Raw genomic sequence first — 20,428 nt, 5'->3', positions numbered from 1 at the left:
TCCACCTCCTATCACCCCCACTCCGCCACAGCCATCCCTTTCCGAGCCGGCACCCTTCCCCAAAGCACAAAAAAAGCCCGGCCGTCTCCAGCCGGGCTTTCCCGCAGATCATCAGATCAAATCAGATCGGAGCAGATGCAGCACAAACCCTCAGCCAATCCCTCGGCCAACCGCCTGCACTGCACCCCTCCTTTCAGTCTCAGCTTCAGTCTCAGTCCTGATAATACGTGATCGTCAGCTTCGGCCGCTTGGTCACGTCCGTGGCTTCCGACGAGCTCACCACGAAGGGATCCTCATCCTTCACGGTTTCGCCCCAGACATCGATCTTGAAGCCTTGGTTCGTACCATAGTTGATGCCGTCGATGACCGGCGTCCCGCCAATCCAGGCTTGCAGCGGCCGCACGTCTTCGAAGCCCATCTCACGCGTGCCGGCGCTGCCGTGCGCCATGTAAGCCAGCCCGTATCCGCCGGCATCACCGGAGCCCTTTGCCCCCGGCGTATCCCAAGCGTAGGCCAGGCCGGTGGTATTCCACGTGGCAGCCGTTTCATCCCAATCCTTTTTAACCGGCAGAACCTGGCAATGGCAGGTGCCCGCGCTGATCACGTCGAAAGTGATCTTCGCATCCAGCACCGTCGCCGTGGACGGGATCCCGGTCAGCCCCGGTACCAGCGGCCAATACATCAGGCCGTAGCTCGCCGGATGCCCCTCGTCGAAGAGCAAGGTCGGATCACTGCCCGCCGTCATGTTCGGCACGCTCGAGCGGATGTAGGTATCTGCCATTCCCGTATACCCATTCGTCGCATCCGGAAGCAGCGTCACCCGGTTCAGGCCTTGCTGCAGCACCACCGTCGTCGGCGCCACCACCGTCACGTCACGGTCGATCGTGGTCGTGGCACCATAGATGTCCGTCGCCACCAACCGCACCTCGTAGCTTCCTGCCGACAGGCCGCTCCACGAGCAAGCGAAGGGCGCACCGTAGTCCTCTTCCAGCAGCGTCAGCGATCCACCGGCCGGGCCGCCGTAGAAGCGCACGGACTGCACCCCGTGGACATCCGTCACCATCGCATCGATCTCGATCGTCCCCGTCGGGATGCTCGTGTTCGCCCCCGTCTTCTTGTAGGCTGGAGTCCGGTCGTTCTGCGCCGGCCTGTACACCACCACGTCCGGACCGGGATTGAAATCCCGCACCAGCTCCACCGGCGCGGAAGTCAGCTCCTGCGCTTCCGCATCGATGACCCGCACGCTCAGATCATACGTCCCCGGCGTGGCTTGCAGCCAAGAGAGCGTGTAGGTCCCCGAAGCCGAGGCACCATACGTCCCGATCAAGGTCGTCCCTTCGTACAGCTCCATCTGCACCAGGTTATTGTCGGGATCGTTCACTTTCACCTCGATCGGCACCGTCTGCCCGGCAGGGAAATGGCTATCCGCCGCCGGACTCTTGATCTCCACCAGGTCCGGTGCATCCGGCACCACCGTCACCGTCACCGGGCGGGACGTCAGTGACAGCCCCTGATTATCCACCACCTTCGCCTTGAAGACATGCTCGCCCAGCGCTGCCGCCGGGAAGACCGCCGAGTAAGGTGCCGAGCTATCGGTGCCAAACAGCACACCGCCCTCGTAGAAGTCCACCCGGTCGATCACCTCGTCAGGATCGGTCGCCGAGGCCTTCACCTCGATGTCCTGCTCCCCGATGATCGTCGCCCCGTTCTTTGGACTCGTGATCACCACCGAGGTCGGCGGCTCATTGAAGACCACACCGCCCAGTGGCTGCGGGAAGCTGAAGATCATCTTCACCTGTCCCACCGTCACCGCCGCGTAGTTGTTCACGTCATCCGTGCCCTCTGGCCACGGCAGGCCCATGTCCTCCTTGCCCCGCAGCTTGCCGATCGCCTGGTAAAACAAGCTCGCCGCATGCTTCAGCTGACCCTGCCGCAGCGGCTCGTAGTTGTTGGTCCCTGCTTCCAGGCCATTCACATACGCAGCCAGCGCGATCCCCTCCTCAGTCGACGTTTCGGCATCGGGGTATTCCACCTTCAGCTTCGTGAAGGCACTCGTCACGATCGCCTTCAGCTGGCCTTGGTTCGCCATGCTGAAATCCACCGCAGCCCCACCTGTTAGAACGGCTCCCGGACCCCACCATGCCGGCGCGGACGGATTGCTCACCACGTAGGGGACGCTGAGCACGGCATTCGCGCCCCACTCATCCGTCACCTTCACGTGCAGCGTTCCGCTCCCCGCCTGCACCTGGCCCGGCGTCAGGCGCCAGAACAAGAGATTCGAAGCAGGCGAGTCCATCTCCGTCCTCACCAGCTCACCGCCATCCAGCGCCTGGAAGTTCAGCCCCGGATGCTGGCGACTGCCGCCGGTCGCATCGAAGTTCACCAGCAGGCTATTCCACATCGTCCCGGTCACCGGCGTCGTCGTCCCCGCAGCCAGCGTGATCAATGGCGCCGGCGGCGGATCCTGCAGCGTGATGCTCACCGTCTGGGTCTGCGTCCGGCCATACGCATCGGACAGCACCAGCTCGATCTCGATCGGCTCGTCCGGCAGCGTGGCATCATGCGAGTCCGTATGCCACGAGAAGGTCGTTTCCACCCCCACACCCACATCGCTGTCCGCCCTCGCTGGCAGCTGCGGCGTGAAGGTCGCCCCTTCCGGAATCTCACTGTGCGAGTTGATCGCCAGCGGCACACCCGGCGTCGCAGCACAGGTGCCCGTGGCCGTGAAGGTGATCGTCGTCCCCTGCGGCACATCCGTGAAGCTCGTCTGGCTCACCGTCAGCACCAACGGCTCCGCCGGCGGTGGGTCCTCCGTCTCACCCAGCACTTTCACCGTCACCTCCACCACTTTCGACAGGAGCTCATCGTCGTCCTCGAACTGGAAGCTCATCTTATATTCCTGGCCCGCCTGCGCTTCCGTCGGCGTCCAATCGAAGGTGCACGTCAGGTGGTCACCCTCGTTGTCCTCCCCTGCCCCCGCGAATCCCGCGGTCGGCAGCAGCCTGGCTCCCAGCGGGAGTTCCGCCGGAGTGTGGTGCAGCACCAGGCGCGAATTCTCGCCATGATCGAATCCGATCACCTTGAAACTACCCTTCTCGCCCTCACGAAAGTAAATCTTCTCGCTCGCCGGAAATACCTCGATCTCCGGCTTGCCCTCCTGCGTGGTGTCATTCACCCACAGCTGGAGCTCCACCGTCGTGCTCGACTTCGGGGTCGTGCTGCCGGGCGCATAGTCCTTCGCCACCACCTGGACGGAGAAGGTCTTGATCGTCTGGCTGATATTCGAAGTATCCCACGTGATATGGCCATCCTCGGTGATCGTCATCCCCTGGAGTTCCTCCCACGACTTGTCGTTCTCGGTATCCATGTCGGAGGCATCCGACTCGTGCTCGATGAAGCTGTACTTCACCGTGTCACGCTCCTCCTCCGGCACCGTCATGGCGGCCTCCGGATCGAATGCCTTTGGCACCTCGAAGGTCACCTTCGGTTCGGCGGGCAGCCCCTGGGGCACCACAAACAGGGTCGCATCCGCAGGATTGAATGCCGGCGGCGTATTGCCCTCGGCCTTCGTCACCCGGCTGCGGATCCGCATCAGTGTGTTGGTGCGATTGACCAGCTCTTCCGAATCGTCCCGGGCGCTAGCCGAAACCGTGATGTCGCGGGAAGTCACACCCGTCGGCCAGCCATAGACGTGTTTCGGGACGATATCCTCGGTATCCGGGATACCATCGTTATCGGCGTCACCGTCCGGGTCATACTCCACCGCTTTCGCCGATACGATCTGGGCAGCCGGATCCACCGCCACCACCTTGAATTCGGTGAGTGATACCGTCGGGCCTTCTCCCCAATCCAAGGTCACGCTCGAGCCCACGATGTCGCCCACCTTGTAGAAGGGGTGATTGTTGACCGTCGGGATGTGGGTGGAATCCGGCTCGATCGGGTCAAGCAGACCTGAAGCTGCCGACAAGTCGAAGTTGATGATCACCTCCGCCTTCGCGACGAAGCTGGTGGTTACTGTTGTATCCCGCTTCCAGGTGACCGACCCACCCTTCAGGTGGGAAGCATGGGCGAGCCCTGTCAGGCACGCCATGATGACCGCACATAAAAGTGCGAATGAATTTCTCATGATGATAAATTGGATCTCGTGGTTCTTCTAACCTCCTCCACCGATTTGGCTCAGGGCTGGGCACCCGCCGTGAAGCTGCCCATGGAAAGATTCCCGCCCGGCTTGATCAGGATCGTCCCGTCCGCCAGCACCTTCATCGCCTTCGCCGCGGTGCTCGCCTGCTCCACCGTCACCTGTGCGCCCAGCTCCGACTGGCCGGTCACCTTCAGCGAATTCGCATTCGTCTGTCCATACAGGTGCGTGCTCGTCGTCGCCGAGTTGCCGATCACCGTCGTGTTCGCCCCTTCACCGATCGAGCCATAGCCGATCACGATCGAGTTGTCGTCGGCATCGGAATACCCGCGCGCATTCGCGCCGATGTAGATGCTGTTCTCCGGGTTCGCCAGCGTGCTGCTCCCGTTCGCCTGATAGCGGCCGGAGTAAGCGCCGATCGCGATGTTATTGGCACCCGTGTTGTTGTTGAGCAGCGCCGCCCGGCCGAGCGCCACATTCTGGTAGCCGCTCGTGATGTTGTAGAGCGTCTGGTAGCCCAGCGTGCTGTTGCCGTAGCCGGTGAGGCTATACCGCTGGGACTCCGCTCCCACCGCCGCATTGTAGCTGCCGCTGCCCTGGTGAATCGCGGACTTGCCCACCGCCGTGTTGGAGCTGCCCGTCGTATTGGTGCACAGCGCCTGGCGTCCCACCGCCGTATTCTCGCTGCCCGTGCTGTTGTAGTAGACCGTTGCCACACCCACACCGGTGTTGGACGAGCCCGTGGTATTTGCCTGCATCGAGCCATAGCCCAGCGCTGTGTTATTGGTCCCCGTGGTATTGAGCATCATCGTCTCTTCCCCCACCGCCATGTTATAGTCCCGGTTGTTCTTCCCCTTGCCGATCCGGACGTTGTTGAAATAGGAATCCAGCCCCACCCCGATGCCACCCGCCACTGTCAGCGCGCCCGTGATCGAGCTCTGCGCCGCCGTGGTGCTCGTGATCCCCAGCGGCCGGTCCCACGTGATGCTGCCCGTGCTCCCCACCGTGAAAACGGAAGTGCCATTCTGCGTGATGCCGCTTCCCGTGCCGCTCAGATTGATCTGCCCCGTGGCGCCCTGCAGCGTGATCGTCGCCGAGGTGCCCGCCGCATTGTAGACGGACAGGATATTGTCCGTGCTCAGCTTCATCTTCGGCCGCACCGTGCCGCCCGAATTGTCCCGCCACAGGAAGCTCCCCAGCGAATCCGTCAGGTCGAAGGCCGCATCATGCTCCGACGATCCCAGATACTTCAGCGTCAGTCCCGGCAGCGTCGCATTCGACGTCGCCACGCCGAAATCCACCACGCCATGCGCCGAGAGATCGCCTCCCGATTCCACATTCCCCGTCACGACCGCATTGCCCGCCTCCCCGCTGCCAGGCAGCACCGATAAGTCGCCATACCACGGCGCCGCGGTGGCAATCGAAAGGCTCAGGCAGCTCGCCAGCGCGAAAGCCGGCACGGTCATCGGGTGCGCACTCGGCGCGATCTTGTTCAATTTCATGGTTTTCTCTTTCTAGTATTGGGTTGGGTTAGCGCCGGAAGTTTTGCCAAAGTTACGGCAAATCTCTTCCGCGAGGCATTACTCCTGACGCATTTCCCGTCTATTTTAAGCATCTATTCCTGTCAATATGGTCACCCTTCAAAAGTTATTCACAATCATACGTCCACAGACCAAACAGAGTTTTGTCTGAAAAACACCCCTCGTCACCCCCGTCGACTGGCCCCCCTTAACTCCACCAGTCCGATTTCCCCCGCCACATCCATCCACCTTCCGTGTATTCCGTGCCTTCCGTGGTTCTCCCCTGCCTTTCATCCACGCCATCCGCGCAATCCGTGGTTCCTCCCGTCACCAACCCCGCTGCCTTTTCACCGATCACCGATCACTCGCCCCTCCGAACCGCCCCTCTTCAGCCCAGCGCCCTGCCGCCCCTGCATCCTCAATCTCACCCGCAGCCCCAGCCGCTTCAGCGTCGCCAGCACCAGGTCCCGCGCCCTCTCCGCCTCCGCCGCATCCCGCGTCCGCAGCCTGAATTTCAAGCGCTTTCCGATCACCTTCTTCCCCACCTCCACCGTCACCCGCAGCATCCACCCCTTCGTCCGGTCATAGTCCAGATGATGCAGCCTCCCCTCACCCTCCGGCCCCGCATCCTCCCTGCCACCATCCTCATCCCCCAGCGCCTCCAGCTCCGCCATCATCATCGCATGCAGGCTCACCCCCGCCGCCTCCGCCATCATCCCCGCGTCCACCTCCGGCACCACCACCTGCACCTTCCCCTTCGACTTCGCCGCCCTCTTCCGCCCCCTCCGCCTCTCCTTCCACGTCGGCTCCGGCTCCGGACTCAGCTCCAATCTCGGCCTCTCGCTCAAATCAAAGAATTCGTCAGATTCCATATCCCCACCTCCCCCCATCGTCTCAACTCTTCTAGATCTCTACGCGCTGCGGCTCCTCCACCATCCCGATGCCTTTCCTGAAAACTTCAAACTGAACACTAGCAACTCCTCCCCACCTCCCCCGCCTCCACATTCCACCCCCGGCTCGCCTCCAGGATCCGCCCGATGATCGGCCCGCCCCGCTCCGTCCCCACCTGCTTCGTCCGCAGCAGCTCCGGCAGCGCCGTATTCGCCGTCACGATCGTCGGCAGCAGCCGCGTCTTCCGGAAATCGATCAGTTCGAAAAGCCGCGCCTCCAGCGATGGCGTCCACGTGTTCTTCCCCAGGTCATCCAGCACCAGCACTGCCGCATGCTTCCACTCCCGCAGGTTCGTCCGCGCCGCATCCACCACCGCATAATTCTGGCTCCGCATGTCCTCCACCGCCGCCTGCAGCTCGATCGCGCTCGTCCACACCACCCGCACGCCATCGTTCAAAATCAGCTCCTTCGCCAGCAGCGCCACCACCCGCGTCTTGCACCGCCCTGGCAACCCCGTGATCAGGAGCCACCGCCCACAAGCCGGCCGCCACTCCCGCACCCGCTCCCACAGCGCCCCATTGAATGCCGCATGATCCACCCGCGTCCCCAGCATCTCCGGCGGCACCGCCGCCTCCAGCCTCGCCCGCCGCTCCCGCATCTCCGCCCGCTCCGCCTCTAACAGCGCCCGCTCCGCCGACTCCCGCTCCGCCACCTCATAGCACCCCGAGCAAAGATCCGGCGACAACGACGGAAAGAACTTCCGGATCTCCAACAACGTCGCATCCACCGGCTCACCACAAGCACAGCGAAGGGAAGAAGAAGCAAGGTCAGCACTCATCAGTCAGTGGTCAAAAGCCATCAGTTAAATCCATCCTCGCACCCCAAGCACCGCCCACCCGAAACGCCCATAAGGGGTGTCGACGTTCCGTCGACGCGTCTCCGACAAACAGAATCCCCATACTACTACACCCATCGTATTCACCACCCCCGGTCTCATCTTCTCCAATCCGCAATCCAAAATCCCCAATCCAAAATTCAACCAACCCTCCCCCCCAACTGCATCGCCACCTCCTCCGCCGACATCTCCCCGCGATCCTGTCGACTACCACCACTCACCACCGCCGGCCGGATCAGCGTCCCCGGATCATCCATCCACCGCTTCCCCTCGAAGAACTTCAGCGCACTCGGCGCATACTTGTTCGCCGCCCCCGATGGCGCCTTCGCCAGCGCCTCCGCCGCAGCTTTCGTCCCCGCCAGCATCACCGGAAAACTCTCCCCCGCCGCCAGGTGCCCACGCACCATCATCAGCGCCTCCGCGAATCTCTCCTGCCGCGGATAACTGCGAACAATCGTCTCCGCCTGCCGCGAAATCTCCAACTCACGATCCCGATCACCGAAACGCTCACCATCCCGCGAACCAGAACCCACCACAAACGAACGACCCCGCGCACCCTCGCGCGCACTCTCACATTCCTCTAGTACTTCCCTTTCATTTTCTTCCCTTCCCTTTCCTTCCGTCCGGATATCATCCACGCCCACAAAAAATCCCGTTGGGTTTCCGGTTGGGATATCGCTCCCATCGCCAGGACCACCACCCGCATCTGTTAGATCAAGCAACGCCCCCGCACCCACTTCACCACCACCCACCCCACGACTCCGCGGCCTTCCCCCGCGCGCACCATTCACCCGCGCTGCCTCCGCCTTCGTCTCCGTCTTCACCTGGCCCGCACAGCGATTCCGCTCGCGCTTCGCCTTCACCGCCGCCTCCTGCTCCGCCGGATAATGCTTCACATGCAAGTCATCACCATCCCACGTCCACAGCTCCGCCTCCCGCATCACCATCCCCTGCGCCACCCGCGCCACCGCCTGCCACTTGCGATCCCGCCACTCACGGCACCCCGCAATCACCCCGCCATTCTCCTGCCCCGCACAATACCGCGCCAGCATCAGCCACGTGCCCAGCTCCGCCGGATCCGCACCCGCCATCTCCGGCGAGTCCAGCGCGCTTGAATGAAGATTCAGAAATTCCATGAAAAGGGGAGGTCAGTCGTCAGCGGTCAAATTCCAGATTCTGTTAGATAAGTCATCTCCTCACGCCACCAATCCCCCCGGCAAACACGCCACCTCCGGCGTAAACAGCGAACCCACGTGCGCCGGCACCTCCGCACCCCGCGCCCTCCGCCAGCGATTCGCCACCATCCCCTCTCCACCCGCGAACCGGATCAGCAGGAAATCCCCCGCCCCATCCAACCGCAACTCCACCCGCGGCAACCGCGCAATCAACTGCAGCACCGCCAGCGGCACCATCATCGCCCCACCGACCCACACCGGCTTCGCCAACGTCATCCGCCCCTCCTTCCACAGCTCCTCCACCCCGCACGCATAGAGCTCCCCGCGCACCCCATCCAGTCCCCGCCACACCGGCGGCCGGATCCGCATCCCATCATCCGCCAGGCGACCCCACGGCAACGCATCCACCCGCTCCACAAACTCCGCCCCAGCCTCCGCCACCCCATCATCAAACACCACCGGCCCCCGAGACACCCGCAGCGCCACACAACCATTCGCCGCCATCACCACCCCCGAAGGATGCCGCACCACCCGCGAAAAAACCTCACACCCCGGATGGCAAAAATTCCCCAGCCCCTCCGCCGAAAGCGGATACCGCAAGGGCCGCCGCGACGACGAGGAAGCAGAAGGAGAAGAAGTCGAACGGGAAGCAGAGAATGTAGAGATCACGAGCAAAGAAGTTTCAAAGTTTTCACCAGCCAGCCGCCGAAACGCGCACAGCACCATCCGCGCTAAGGAGGGTGGACACTCCTGTCCACCCAGTGTGAGGCCCGCCCCACGCGACAGCCGCCAAGAGCCGCCACCCGCCCCAGGCAAGCAGCAACCCCACTACTAAATCCATAGTATCTAAACGAATCCACCTCCACCCCCATTCAGCGAGCTCCGACAACCACCCTCAACTGCTCGAAAGCAGCCTCTCCAGCTGCACCTCGATCTCCCCCAGCACCTCCCCGCGGATCTGCATCGCCTCCTGATCCATCCGCGGCCGGTTCTCCGACCACCCCACGCGCGGATTCAGTCCATGCCGGCAGCTCGCCAGAAGGCGCCGCAGCGCCCCCGGCGGCACCCCGATCGCCGGCTCCGGAATCCGCAGCAACACCGGCTCTTCACTCGTATCCACATCACTTTCAGGCTGGTTCGTAATCATAATCGAAAAAGAAAAGAGAAACAAAAAGTCATCGCTGATCAGTCAGCGATCATCGGCCACCGGTCATCGACCAGCAGGGCGCTCACGCCCTCCAGCATTCGTAGCGGAAGGACTGCGTCCTTCCGGCGGGGTGAGGCGCGCACCACCAACTCGCCACCGCCCCACCGCAGCAGCCCCCACCCCGCCGGAACGGCGCAGCCGCCCCGCTGAAAATTCACATCCATCTCCAACTACGGCACTCATGGTAGTTCCCCGCCCTCCAATGACCGATGACCGCTGCCCGATGACTGCTCCGCCACCCTCAAACCCTCCACACACCCGCGGAACCACGCCTCCCCCGCGCGCGATTCGCCGCACGGATGCTGCGACGGGATCGCATGCTTGCCATCCACCCGCCAGGCCGACAGCCCGGCCCGGTAGCCATCTTGCCAATGTTCGCGCATCGTCATCAGAGCGTCCGTAGTTCAGAGTTCAGAGTTCGTGAGCCGCGGAAAGCCTGCCTTGAGGACCTGCGGCAAACGAAACGGAGAGGATGGACGAAATCCGCCGGACGAGCTCTAGGCCGCTGAGGGCACTCTCCGGATTCATCACTCCATCCACCCTCTCCATCCCGCTCACCGCGGGATCCCCAGGAGTGGCCACCTTCAGCATCGCCCTCATCGCGCGATGCCTCCTTCCACTTCTGTTAGATCGATCGCCTCCCCATCATCCACCACCCCCGCCCCACCTTTCGAAGCCGCCGCGATCCGCCCTGTTAGAACCTCCACCGCCCTCCCCAGCTCATTCGCCGCGGCACGCAGCTCCGCCATCTCCGTCGCGCTCATCTCCTCGCTCCACACCCGCCACGCCAGATCATCCAGCAGCAGCAGCTTCCCCAGCAGCACCGCATCCTCCTCCTCATCGCGGCACCCTGCCGCCGCACCGCGCGATGCCCGCCCCGAGTAGCGGACCATCAGCTGCGCAAGCTCCCGCACATCGAGCACGGCAGTCGTCATCACGGCATGAAAAGGTGAATGCATGGAAAATGGGATCGGTCGAAAATCGGGATGCGAATGGCCGCATCAGGCAGAGGCAGGGAGAAAAAGAGGCGCGGCCCGGCCGGCCCGCACTGCCCGCCTCACCATGGGCATCGTGCGCCGGCCGGGCGCGAAATCTGTGAAACCGTGATGATGATGAATTGAAGCGCGAACCCGTTCACCGGAGACGCACCCCGCATTCACCCGGTTCATCGGTGGTTGGACTTCTGTCTTTGAAACCCGCGAGCGGAACGGAGGAACACGGGAGCTCGCAGGTTTCTCGGACAGAGTCTCTCAACCACCGATGAACGGGATGAACACGGAGGGAAAAGGATCAGGCCGCGGAAGACAGGACCGGGATGGATGGGATGGAGAGAATGCAGGAAACGCACCGGCCACGCCCACCACCCCCGCAGTCGCGTCCTCGCGTTCCACTCCCATCCATCCCATCCATCCAGGTCCTCTCTTCTTCATCTTGATCTGCCTTGCAGCGGACCCCGGCCTCCGCTCACACGCAGCATCCGCGCGATCACCATCAGCACGATCAAAGTCCGCCAGCGCTTCACCGCTGTGCCGCGCCACGATCACCATCGCACCGCGATACGCCGCAGCCTTCTCCGGCGACCTCTCCGCGTGATACTTCGCATGCTGCGCCTGCTGCCTCATCGCCCGCCCCGCATCACCGAAGAGCCGCACGATCCGCGCCGCATGCCACCACCCCCGCGCCCCCTCCGCTGCCATCGCCCCACGCGCCATCCCCTCGATCTCAGCAAGCGCCTGGTCGAGAGATGACGATGAAGTGGCAAGCGATGGAGTGGAGTTCATGGCAGGTGTTAGGATTAGGTCGTGAGGCTGGCGATCAGGTGGAGGTATTTCAGGCAGGGACCTTTCTCCGAAAGGTCCGGCGGTGGGCGGCAGGTCTTTTCAAGCCGATGGCCTGTTAGACCGGCCCACGTATTGCTTCTTTGAAAATCCACCCCTACTCGGCTTCGCAGCCTTTCGGGGCTATGGAGGGAAAATTGATTCAGATCTTAGATTCAGATTTCAGATGTCGTCCCGCAGATCGCGAGCAGCTGGCTGGTTTTGAAATCTCACTTCGTCTTTTTCAGGCACCGCGATGGATCTGTTAGATCGGCCCATACGTCCCATCCTCCCGATCCCGGCCTTACTTTCACGAATCTGTTAGATGACGCATCACCCACCCGCCCGCTGCGCCTGTGCTGCTTCCAGCTCGGCCGCGAGTTGAGTGGTAGCCAGCCGCGGATTCACGAAGCTCTCCTTGCGCGCCCGCTGTTCCAGGATACGCGCCTCGGCCTCGCCCGGCGTGCATTGCCACTGCTCCGCCGCCGCCAAAAGCAACCGCAGGACCGGCTCCGGATAGCGCGTGGGATCGAAATGAAGCGTCGTTTGCATCTGGGGGACTTCTTACTGACGGCGGAACAATGTTCCCGTTTCGGTAAATTGGCAATAATATAGTTTGAGAAATTTTACCGATTCGGTAATTCTTTGGCCGTGAGGGACAACGACGAACCACAGGGACCACCACCCGCCGACCACCACTCCTTCCGCGAGTGGATGGACCAAAATCGCCTCCGCGCCGAAGACGTCGCCGGCCCGCTGCAAGTCAGCGAACAAACCATCCACAACTGGCGCTCCTCCGGCATCCCCGCCCGCCGCCTCCCCCACGTCCAGGCCTTCATGACCGCTTGGATCGATCCCCGCGATCGCGAGACCGATCGCGAACCAGGCCGCGATCGCGACGCCACCACCGGCCACTTTCACACGCCCACGCAAGTCCCCGCCGAGCTCCGCATCGATGCCTTCATCATGCGCCCCGCCGAAGACGAGTTCGATGACTGGAACCGCGCCGCAAACGCCTCCGGCCTCACCGTCCGCGAATGGATCACCGATACCCTCGACCGCGCCGCCCGCGAGTTCAAGCGCACCGGCCGCCTCCCCGGCGAACAACCTCAACTCCCCCATCACGACCTCACCGCCGACAACGACCTCGTCGCCTTCCCCCAACCGCACAAGCACCCCCGCTCTAACAAACGCACGGCCGCCACCTCCTCCATCGCCGAAGAATCCCCCACACTCCCCTCCACCACCCGCTCGCGCTCCTCCTCTAACAAACACACCGGCCACTGGATCGATCTCCACGGCGGAGTCGCCGCCGGCGCCCCCATCACCAGCCACATCGTCCAGGAACCCGTCGCCACCCGGAAGTCATGGCCGGATGACCACTACGCCCTCCGCGTCTTCGGCCAATCCATGGAACCCCGCATCCCCGATGGCTCCCTCATCATCGTCAAGCACTGGCCCACCGCCAAAGGCACCCCCAAGAAAGGCACCATCGTCGTCTACTCCGACGGCACCGGCTCCACCCTGAAAGAATTCGGCTACCGCAAAGCCAAACCCACCGAACTCACCGAAGCCGACGCCATGGGCAACATCCCCGTCCTCCGCTCCCTCAACAAATCCTACCCCGAAGTCCAAACCCTCGAAGACGGCAAAATCCACGCCATCCTCGTCGAGGTCGGATAAGTTCAGCACTGGGCCGCCTTCCTTCCATCGATGCACGCCGCGATTCCCCCGCCCCGGAAAGCCAGCACATGGATTTGTGACTCCTGCAGGGAAGAGATCGCCACCATCGAAGAAGGTTGGGTCGAGTGGCTCGTGAGACGAGTGGGCGACACGTGGATGGGCCATGGCCTGCGACTGGTCCACCACCACTCACACTCGCCCGCGAGCAAATGCCAGTATCCCCAACAGGCCAAGCACCGCCCCGACGATTCGGTCCTTCTCGATCTCCCCTTGAAGTCACTCCTCGGGCCGGATGGCTTGATGGAACTCCTGCGCATGCTCGCACAGGGAGAACTCCCTCAGGCGGAAGTCATCGAAATGATCAAGCGCCTCCACATCCCCGGCTACGAACACGCGCGCCTTGACTCCACCCCCGCTCTCGCCGTCGGCGCCATCGACCTCAATTGACCCGCCCGGCCATCCCATGTCGTCCTACATCCGCACCACCCTAGCGTGGCAGATAGAGCAGGAAAGATGACGGCCAGCTAGGTTAAGCCATCCTCAGTTTGCTGAAGCAACGGAAGCACCCGCCAAACCATCGGTGCCCGAGTCACAAAAGCATTCTCCCGAGTCCCCCACTCACGCTGAACGAAACCAATAGCCCGCGCCCAAGTCTTCTCGGCTTGGCCGCTCTCGATATCCTCTCAGGCCTTCGGCGAAGCCCGCACTCACGATTCCTTCGGCATCAAGACCAGAACTCCCATTCTATCCTTCACTAATCCAAACATTATCAAAAAAGCCCCTACCGCTTTCACTGCACACCAGTTTTCTCCTTGCGGCAGATACGGCCTTATTCTAACTTTCACTTCGTGCCATTCAACGGACTCCCCTCCCTACTGGCCAGATTCCGAATCTAATTTTCATCTCCTTTGGCAGAGCCCCACAGTGCGAACACCATTTCAGAATCGAACATCATCCCAATAACCCCTTAGTCTCCCCCAAAAGCATGTCGGCGCCCTCCCCTTGCCGTAGACTTCTGAGCGTAGTCGCTCCTGGAATCCTATTTTCACTTTTGTTTACCTCATGTGCCCAGCCGAATGCATGGCATGGTCACTGGCAAACCAGTGGCACCCCTAACAAGGCATCTTCCAGCCATGCCTCCGGAAGCCCGAGCTCTGCCGGGTTGTATTATGAACAATATGGCCATGAAACCACGACCTACATCGTGGCCAGGATCGCCGGATGGGAGTCCGATCCCGCCAGACGGCTATCCTATTTCAGCCAGGCACCGGATGATCTGGCGTTTTGCTACTCTGCCCCGGCCGTCGCGGTATGGGGCAGCGCACCGGGTCTCTGGGGATATCGCCACCGGATCGTAGCAGTGCTCCATTCCCTGCACGGAGGGGATGCAGACGCCGTCCTCCGTCGTAGGGAGGACCTCCGGCAGCTGGTAGCAGCCAGTTCGAAAACGACGCCAGGGAACGACTGGAAAACCGGCTTCCTGATCCACGCCATGGGGGACAGCTACGCCCACGTGAAGCCGGGTCCGGACGGCCGGGAGGTAGCCTACGGACAATTGGTGGGCCATGGCTTCGACAACTCGGTGAAGCCGGACCACATCAGCGCGCATTTCGACACCTATCGGAAATACGTCACGAATCTTCATGCCGCGCTCGCCATCCATGGTGGAAATGCGAAAGAGCTGAATCGTTTTTTGGATGCAGGGGGGAAGGCGGCAAATATCCCAGACCAGTCAGGCCGCGAGGAGTCCGTGAAGGAGACGATCCAAGCATTTCATCCGTTCGATGAAGTTCCTTTCACGGAACTCACGGCCAAGGATTTCGACAGCTGGAAACATGAGATCAAGGACGTGGATAGCTTCCTGAGAGATCTCGAAAAGAAGCTAAGATGATACTCTCTTAAACTGCGATTCTAGGTACAGCGATCGCACGGCCTACATAAGCCTCACCGCCGAGCCAGACGGCTTCCGAGTAATGGTGCTCATTCAGCATCCAGGGATGAACTGCGCCAAGAATCCATCACCTTTTCCCATCCTATCCTCCCGCTCGATAGACAAAGACGAATAGAGCATGCACCTCCCATGAATAAGAAACTAGCCATCGCAGCCCTCGCCGCCTCTCCCTTGGTGCTCCACGCCCAGGAGAAGAAGGAAACCCCGAAAGCCGCCACTGAAATCCCGTTCAGCATCAAAGGAATCTTCGGCGAAGACCATCCCTACTCCGCCACCCTCGGCTTCACCCTGCTGAAATCACCGAACACCCTGCTGATGGAACGGGTCGAGGTGCCACTGATCGAAACCGAACAGGTCAAGCAGGCACTCAGGGAGCTCGTCATCGCCGAAGCAAGGGAGAAGGGAAAGCCCATCGACAACGACGAGACCAAGATCGCGGCCGCCATCGAGACAAAGAAAAAGACCGTTGGCGTTCCCGTTTGGGACAAGGAGAAAGGTCTCAAATTCCTCAAACCCGAGGAATACGAGAAACATCGCCTCACCTCCAGCCTCCGGATGTACCGCGCAGAGGAAAAAGACGAGCTGGATAAGAATGGCAAACCCACCGGGAAGAAGGTCAAGGCGATCGCGAAGGACTCGAATGACAAACCCATCGAGGAAGGCAGCGCGATCTTGTTCGGCATCCGCGACTCCTTCAGCCGGTACAACTACTCCCAGGAAGGTCTGGCATTCGACTACTCCAACTCCAATGGCAACGACTCCATGGTGCTGAAGGGCGCAATCATCAGCGACATTTATTGGGGAGCACTCTACAATAACGAAGGCATCAAGGCTCCGTGGAATAACGACCACTACCGCTTTTCCATCAAGACCGGTGTCGAGTTCAATACCGACGAAGTCGCCAAGAAGGAGGTCGATCAAACCAGCGTCTACCTTCTCGCGAACTTCCAGGCCAACCCTGACCTGGATGCCCATATGTTCGCCATCAAAGACTGGTTCCAGATCACCTCGCCGCAGTTCCTCCAGGTCGGCGCCGCCTGGGATCACGATGACCTCACCGGCACCGATGACCTCCGCTGGATCGTCGATTGGCAGCCACGCTTCTACCTCCTGAATGACCGGAGCTGGATCGCTCGTTCCATCGGCATCAATACCCTGATGCGCTTCGACAAGGACAAGTACTTTTCGCTGAACAAGAATCCAACGGTCAAAGAGAAAGCCACCCCGAACAAGGCGGCGCTGGTGGGAGACCGAAGCGAATCCCCGGACGGCAAGGCCGATCTGGCCCCCGACGAATCACCCTGGTACACCTACATCCCCGCCGACGTCAAACTCGCCGGCGGCTCAGACATCTGGGATACCCTCAGCGGCGGTCGTGAGGACTTGGACAAGACGACCCTGGAGTGGAAGCTCGGCCTCATCGTCGGCAATTCCGACTGGGCTTTCCGCGCCGGCTACCTGGCGGAGGGCGTCTCAGCCGTCTCCGATCTCGGCGGCACCCACATCGGCCACTCCATCTTCGCCGAAGTGGGCCTCGGCAATTTCACCGGCAAGATCGCCGGACAGGAAGTGCCAAACGAAACCCCGCTCCCCAAGGCCGACATCGGCGCCGCCACCCTCTTCGCCAAGTACAAGTTCGGCGAGCGCGCTCCTGACTTCAAAAACGAAGACCTCTTCCAAGTCGGTCTGCGGATGCGATTCTGAGTTGTGCACCAGGGCTCTCCTCGCCTGCCAGCGCATCGGCGGCGGGGAGAGCCTTTTCTTTTTCCCCCACGGACATGAGATCCCCCCACCGGCCCATCATCACCCGCGCCCTCCTCATCGGCACCGCCTTCAGCCTCCTGCCCGCCTGCACTCAAAAGGAACCACCACCACCGGTGGCACTCCCCACCGACAAGGACTCCGTGACCCTCATCGAAAAGACCCCGGTCATCGACGTCCACACCCACACCTTCAATGCCCGCTTCCTCCCCGTCAAAGGCATCGCCCTTGGCAAGCGGGACATCCATCCCCTCCTCTCCCTCGCTTCGGACGAGCTGGTCATCGCCATCGCCAACCTCATCGTCTGGACCACCCCCAAGTCTCCCGATCCCTCCGACAAGCGCCACCTCTCCCCATCCGATCGCCAGCCAAACTCCAGGCTCATGGAGGACCTCGCCCGATCGGTGAACCGCGACGCAATGGCTCTCCAGGGCAATCGCAAGCCACGCTCGATCACCCCTGAAAAAGTCGCCAGCGAACCCGCCGTCCAAGGCTACATCAAGCTCAAGACCGGAGAATCCACCTTCGACAACCTCTCCGCCCCCGAGAAAGCACGCCTCACCCAAGTCGTGAAGATGTTCGGGGATGGTTCCGCGACTGCCACGCAGAACCGCGAAGGAAAGGACGAGATCAAGCACTTCATCGACACCCTCACCAGTGACGAGGCCGCCATGGAAGGACTCTTCCGCCTCGACCACACGATCCAGAGAAAGCGCCAGGTCGACCTCATCGTCAGCCATATGATGGACATGGCGCCGACCTACAATCAGCCCGAGGACGGCAAGGACCTCCTCAAATTCGAGCGCCAGCAGATCCCCCGCGTCAATCGCCAGCAACAAAAGGCGAATGGCAACATGCTCTACTTCGCCGCCTACAGTCCCTTTCGCGACCAGTGGGGTGAAGGAGCTGCCAAGGGACACGCACTCCAGATCGTCAAGGACGCCTACCACAAGCAGGGCGCATTCGGAGTAAAAGTCTACCCACCCTCCGGCTACGCTCCCTCCGGCAATGTCATTCCCCACTGCCCCTTCTCGTTCGCATCCCAGCCCTGCGAACAGTGGAAAGCCCGCTACAAGCCGAACGGCGTCAAGCTCGACCCAACGGTGCTCGATGACCGCCTGTTAGAACTCTTCCGCTGGTGCGTCGCGGAGGATGTCCCCGTCTTCACCCACTGCGGCACCGGCGAATTCCAGGCGCGCAAGGGCTACGCCAAGCTCGCCCATCCCCAGCACTGGAAGCGCTTGCTCACCCGGCACCCCGAACTCTCGAATCTCAGGCTCTGCTTCGGCCACGCCGGCGCAGGCGGCTTCTGGTTTGATAGCAGCGAAGATGCCGATTGGGGCCGCACCGTCTACGAACTCTGCTGCCAGTATCCGAACGTCTACTGCGAGTTCGGCTGCTTCGACGCCATCGCGGATCCCGTTGCTCGCGCCAACTTCACCCGCCAGCTCGCCAGCCTCATCAAAAAGAGCCACGACGATCAAACCCCCTTCCAGTTCTCGAAGAAGATCATGTACGGCTCGGACTGGTTCATGCCCATGCCCGCCGCCGCCGACCGAGTGAACTACCTGAACTCCTTCCGCGTCGCCATCCTCAAAGCCGGCGGCCCCCAACCCGCCGAGCTCTATCGCCGCTTCTTCTTCAAGAACGCCCTCGACTACCTAAACGCCCCCAAGCGCATCCAGAAAGGCGGACTCCCTCCAGCCCTGAAGCTGCACCTCAATAGCCTCCTGGACATGTAGCCCGCATCCAATCGCAACCCCATAGGACAAACAGCCGACTCGGACACTCGATTCCAAAACCACCAGCCAATACAACACCATGAAAACCATGATCGCGAAAAGGCTCGCAGTTTGTGTGACTCTTCAATTCGCACAAACTGCCTTTGGAGCCCCCGAAGGGGCGGAAATCAGCAGGCCTCCCACCATCGACGTGAAAATCGAGGGCATCACCAGGGGCGAGGAAACAAAATCCCTCGAGCTCAAGAAAGTCGGCGAGAGAATCTATGGCATCACCCCGGAGGGAAAGAAATATGCCCTCGATGAATCCGTTGCCAAGCTCGCCAATAGTACCGCGCTCGGAACACTTGCCAGGAATGAACAGGGAAGATTCGAAGTCACATCCGCCGAGTCCGCGGTCAATTCGAAGTTCACCAAATACAAGGAGGACCTCCAGGGGAAGGTGAATTCCGAGCTCATCGACCAGATCGAAAAAAACGTCACCGATGTTGAAAAACTGACCGAGCCCTTGCGCAAGCCACTGGTGGATCCAGGAAGAGGTCCAGCTTCGGAGGACAAACCAAAGGTCGACTACGATGAGTTGAAGGACAAACTCAACGCCATCACCGGGGATTCCGAGAAAGCATATACACAGGCGCTCGATGCGCGCGACTACCAAACGGCTACCAGGATGGCCGTGATCTGGCTCACCACCAGAAACGAACAGAAGTCCTACTATGGCGCGCTTGATCCAGACAACTACTCCCCCGCCACCTATCTGAATGTGGTGGATACCGCGCTCGCCTCCTGCAAGGTCATCATCGATCCCGGCCAGACCGACCCGATGAAGGCTTCCGGAGTGCTGATCGGTCCGAAGACGGTCCTCACCTGTGCCCATGACGTCGAATTCGGCGACGATTTCCGGCTGGATTTCAGCGATCGCTTTGGAAAGGTGGTTGCACGGTGCCCGGCCAAGCGGATCTGGAGGGGGAAGTCCCGGGATGACGTTGAATCCAGGCTCGATTATGCGATCCTTGAAATCACGGACTGGGACGCGGATGATCCGATCCCGGGAGATCGGAAACCCGTGCCGCTCGTCGACGCCAGAGCCTCCTTGGACAGCCCCGTCTATGCCATAGGCCACCCTGGCGGAAAGGAGCTGCTCGTTCACGACTACGCCCGGGTCGTCTGTCCCCATGAGCTCAAGGAAAGCGACAGGGGCAGCTTCATGATACGCCTGCAGGCGGATCTCATCCGTGCCAATAAGATCGCTGGCACCACCATGGAGACGGCAGTTGCCGCCGAAGAGGCTTTCAAAAGGCGCTACATAAAGAAGGGCGACTCCTTCTTCTACCGCGACCCTTACAATGATTCAAAGATTCCAGTGTTTGGAGCGGATACGGATACCTTCCACGGCGACTCAGGAGGCCCCGTTATCCTGAGGAAAACCGGCGGCATCATCGGCATCCTCATTGAAGGCATGCCGGACAACGACTTCTTCGCAAATGCCACGATCTTGTCTCACGAGCGCTGCCTCCCCATCAAGGCCGTGATCGATCAGCTCAGGCCCACCAAGCCATCCGAAGCCGAACCACCCAGATCCATTCTCCCCGGGTGGCCCACTGCCTTCGGCGTGAAGATCGTTTTCCCCAACTAACCCCAATCCGCAATT

General features: G+C 61.5%; 18 protein-coding genes. 6 read left to right on the top strand and 12 right to left on the bottom strand.

Annotation, left to right across the window (positions count from 1 at the left end; all coding sequences use genetic code 11):
- Window positions 1-211: 211 nt before the first annotated feature.
- The 12 genes from WKV53_RS14140 to WKV53_RS14085 all read right to left on the bottom strand — a co-directional run bounded on the left by WKV53_RS14140 (window position 212) and on the right by WKV53_RS14085 (window position 12,195).
- Window positions 212-4,090: an Ig-like domain-containing protein gene (locus tag WKV53_RS14140; protein ID WP_341405310.1), complete on the bottom strand. Its 3,879-nt coding sequence runs from the start codon at window positions 4,088-4,090 to the stop codon at window positions 212-214.
- A gap of 86 nt (window positions 4,091-4,176) precedes the next feature.
- Window positions 4,177-5,640 carry a hypothetical protein gene (locus tag WKV53_RS14135; RefSeq protein ID WP_341405309.1) on the bottom strand — a complete coding sequence of 488 codons (1,464 nt, stop codon included), beginning with the start codon at window positions 5,638-5,640 and terminating at the stop codon, window positions 4,177-4,179.
- 365 nt (window positions 5,641-6,005) lie between these two features.
- Window positions 6,006-6,530, bottom strand: a complete 525-nt coding sequence (locus WKV53_RS14130) for a hypothetical protein (RefSeq protein WP_341405308.1) — start codon at window positions 6,528-6,530, stop codon at window positions 6,006-6,008.
- Between the two features lie 98 nt (window positions 6,531-6,628).
- Complete coding sequence (locus WKV53_RS14125; protein ID WP_341405306.1) at window positions 6,629-7,387, bottom strand: P-loop NTPase family protein; 759 nt, start codon at window positions 7,385-7,387, stop codon at window positions 6,629-6,631.
- 197 nt (window positions 7,388-7,584) lie between these two features.
- Window positions 7,585-8,580 carry a hypothetical protein gene (locus tag WKV53_RS14120; RefSeq protein ID WP_341405304.1) on the bottom strand — a complete coding sequence of 332 codons (996 nt, stop codon included), beginning with the start codon at window positions 8,578-8,580 and terminating at the stop codon, window positions 7,585-7,587.
- Between the two features lie 60 nt (window positions 8,581-8,640).
- Window positions 8,641-9,147, bottom strand: coding sequence for a hypothetical protein (locus tag WKV53_RS14115; RefSeq protein ID WP_341405302.1), 507 nt, complete (start codon window positions 9,145-9,147; stop codon window positions 8,641-8,643).
- Window positions 9,148-9,514: 367 nt separating this feature from the next.
- Window positions 9,515-9,766 carry a hypothetical protein gene (locus tag WKV53_RS14110; protein ID WP_341405301.1) on the bottom strand — a complete coding sequence of 84 codons (252 nt, stop codon included), beginning with the start codon at window positions 9,764-9,766 and terminating at the stop codon, window positions 9,515-9,517.
- A 38-nt stretch (window positions 9,767-9,804) separates the two neighbouring features.
- A complete protein-coding gene (locus WKV53_RS14105) occupies window positions 9,805-9,990 on the bottom strand; it encodes a hypothetical protein (RefSeq protein WP_341405300.1) in 186 nt (61 codons plus the stop codon).
- Between the two features lie 247 nt (window positions 9,991-10,237).
- Entirely contained in the window at window positions 10,238-10,426 is a 189-nt protein-coding gene (locus WKV53_RS14100) for a hypothetical protein (protein WP_341405299.1), read from the bottom strand.
- Window positions 10,423-10,764: a hypothetical protein gene (locus WKV53_RS14095; protein ID WP_341405298.1), complete on the bottom strand. Its 342-nt coding sequence runs from the start codon at window positions 10,762-10,764 to the stop codon at window positions 10,423-10,425. Before WKV53_RS14095 ends, WKV53_RS14100 begins: the two co-directional genes overlap by 4 nt.
- Before the next feature lie 312 nt (window positions 10,765-11,076).
- On the bottom strand, window positions 11,077-11,607 hold the full coding sequence (locus WKV53_RS14090; RefSeq protein WP_341405297.1) for a hypothetical protein: 531 nt from the start codon (window positions 11,605-11,607) through the stop codon (window positions 11,077-11,079).
- A 369-nt stretch (window positions 11,608-11,976) separates the two neighbouring features.
- A complete protein-coding gene (locus WKV53_RS14085; protein ID WP_341405295.1) occupies window positions 11,977-12,195 on the bottom strand; it encodes a hypothetical protein in 219 nt (72 codons plus the stop codon).
- A 99-nt stretch (window positions 12,196-12,294) separates the two neighbouring features.
- Here WKV53_RS14085 and WKV53_RS14080 point away from each other — a divergent pair, with 99 nt between their 5' ends.
- From WKV53_RS14080 to WKV53_RS14055, 6 genes are all read left to right on the top strand, one after another.
- Window positions 12,295-13,326: a S24 family peptidase gene (locus WKV53_RS14080; protein ID WP_341405294.1), complete on the top strand. Its 1,032-nt coding sequence runs from the start codon at window positions 12,295-12,297 to the stop codon at window positions 13,324-13,326.
- Between the two features lie 30 nt (window positions 13,327-13,356).
- On the top strand, window positions 13,357-13,773 hold the full coding sequence (locus WKV53_RS14075; RefSeq protein ID WP_341405292.1) for a hypothetical protein: 417 nt from the start codon (window positions 13,357-13,359) through the stop codon (window positions 13,771-13,773).
- A 757-nt stretch (window positions 13,774-14,530) separates the two neighbouring features.
- Complete coding sequence (locus WKV53_RS14070) at window positions 14,531-15,217, top strand: hypothetical protein (RefSeq protein WP_341405291.1); 687 nt, start codon at window positions 14,531-14,533, stop codon at window positions 15,215-15,217.
- 189 nt (window positions 15,218-15,406) lie between these two features.
- Complete coding sequence (locus WKV53_RS14065) at window positions 15,407-16,981, top strand: hypothetical protein (RefSeq protein ID WP_341405289.1); 1,575 nt, start codon at window positions 15,407-15,409, stop codon at window positions 16,979-16,981.
- Window positions 16,982-17,055: 74 nt separating this feature from the next.
- On the top strand, window positions 17,056-18,780 hold the full coding sequence (locus tag WKV53_RS14060; protein WP_341405288.1) for an amidohydrolase family protein: 1,725 nt from the start codon (window positions 17,056-17,058) through the stop codon (window positions 18,778-18,780).
- 79 nt (window positions 18,781-18,859) lie between these two features.
- Window positions 18,860-20,413, top strand: coding sequence for a trypsin-like serine peptidase (locus WKV53_RS14055; protein WP_341405287.1), 1,554 nt, complete (start codon window positions 18,860-18,862; stop codon window positions 20,411-20,413).
- The last annotated feature ends 15 nt before the right edge of the window (window positions 20,414-20,428 follow it).

The sequence above is a fragment of the Luteolibacter sp. Y139 genome (assembly GCF_038066715.1).
Taxonomy (GTDB): domain Bacteria; phylum Verrucomicrobiota; class Verrucomicrobiia; order Verrucomicrobiales; family Akkermansiaceae; genus Haloferula; species Haloferula soli.
Note: the sequence above shows the minus strand (reverse complement) of the source record. Positions and strands in the feature narration are given on the sequence as shown.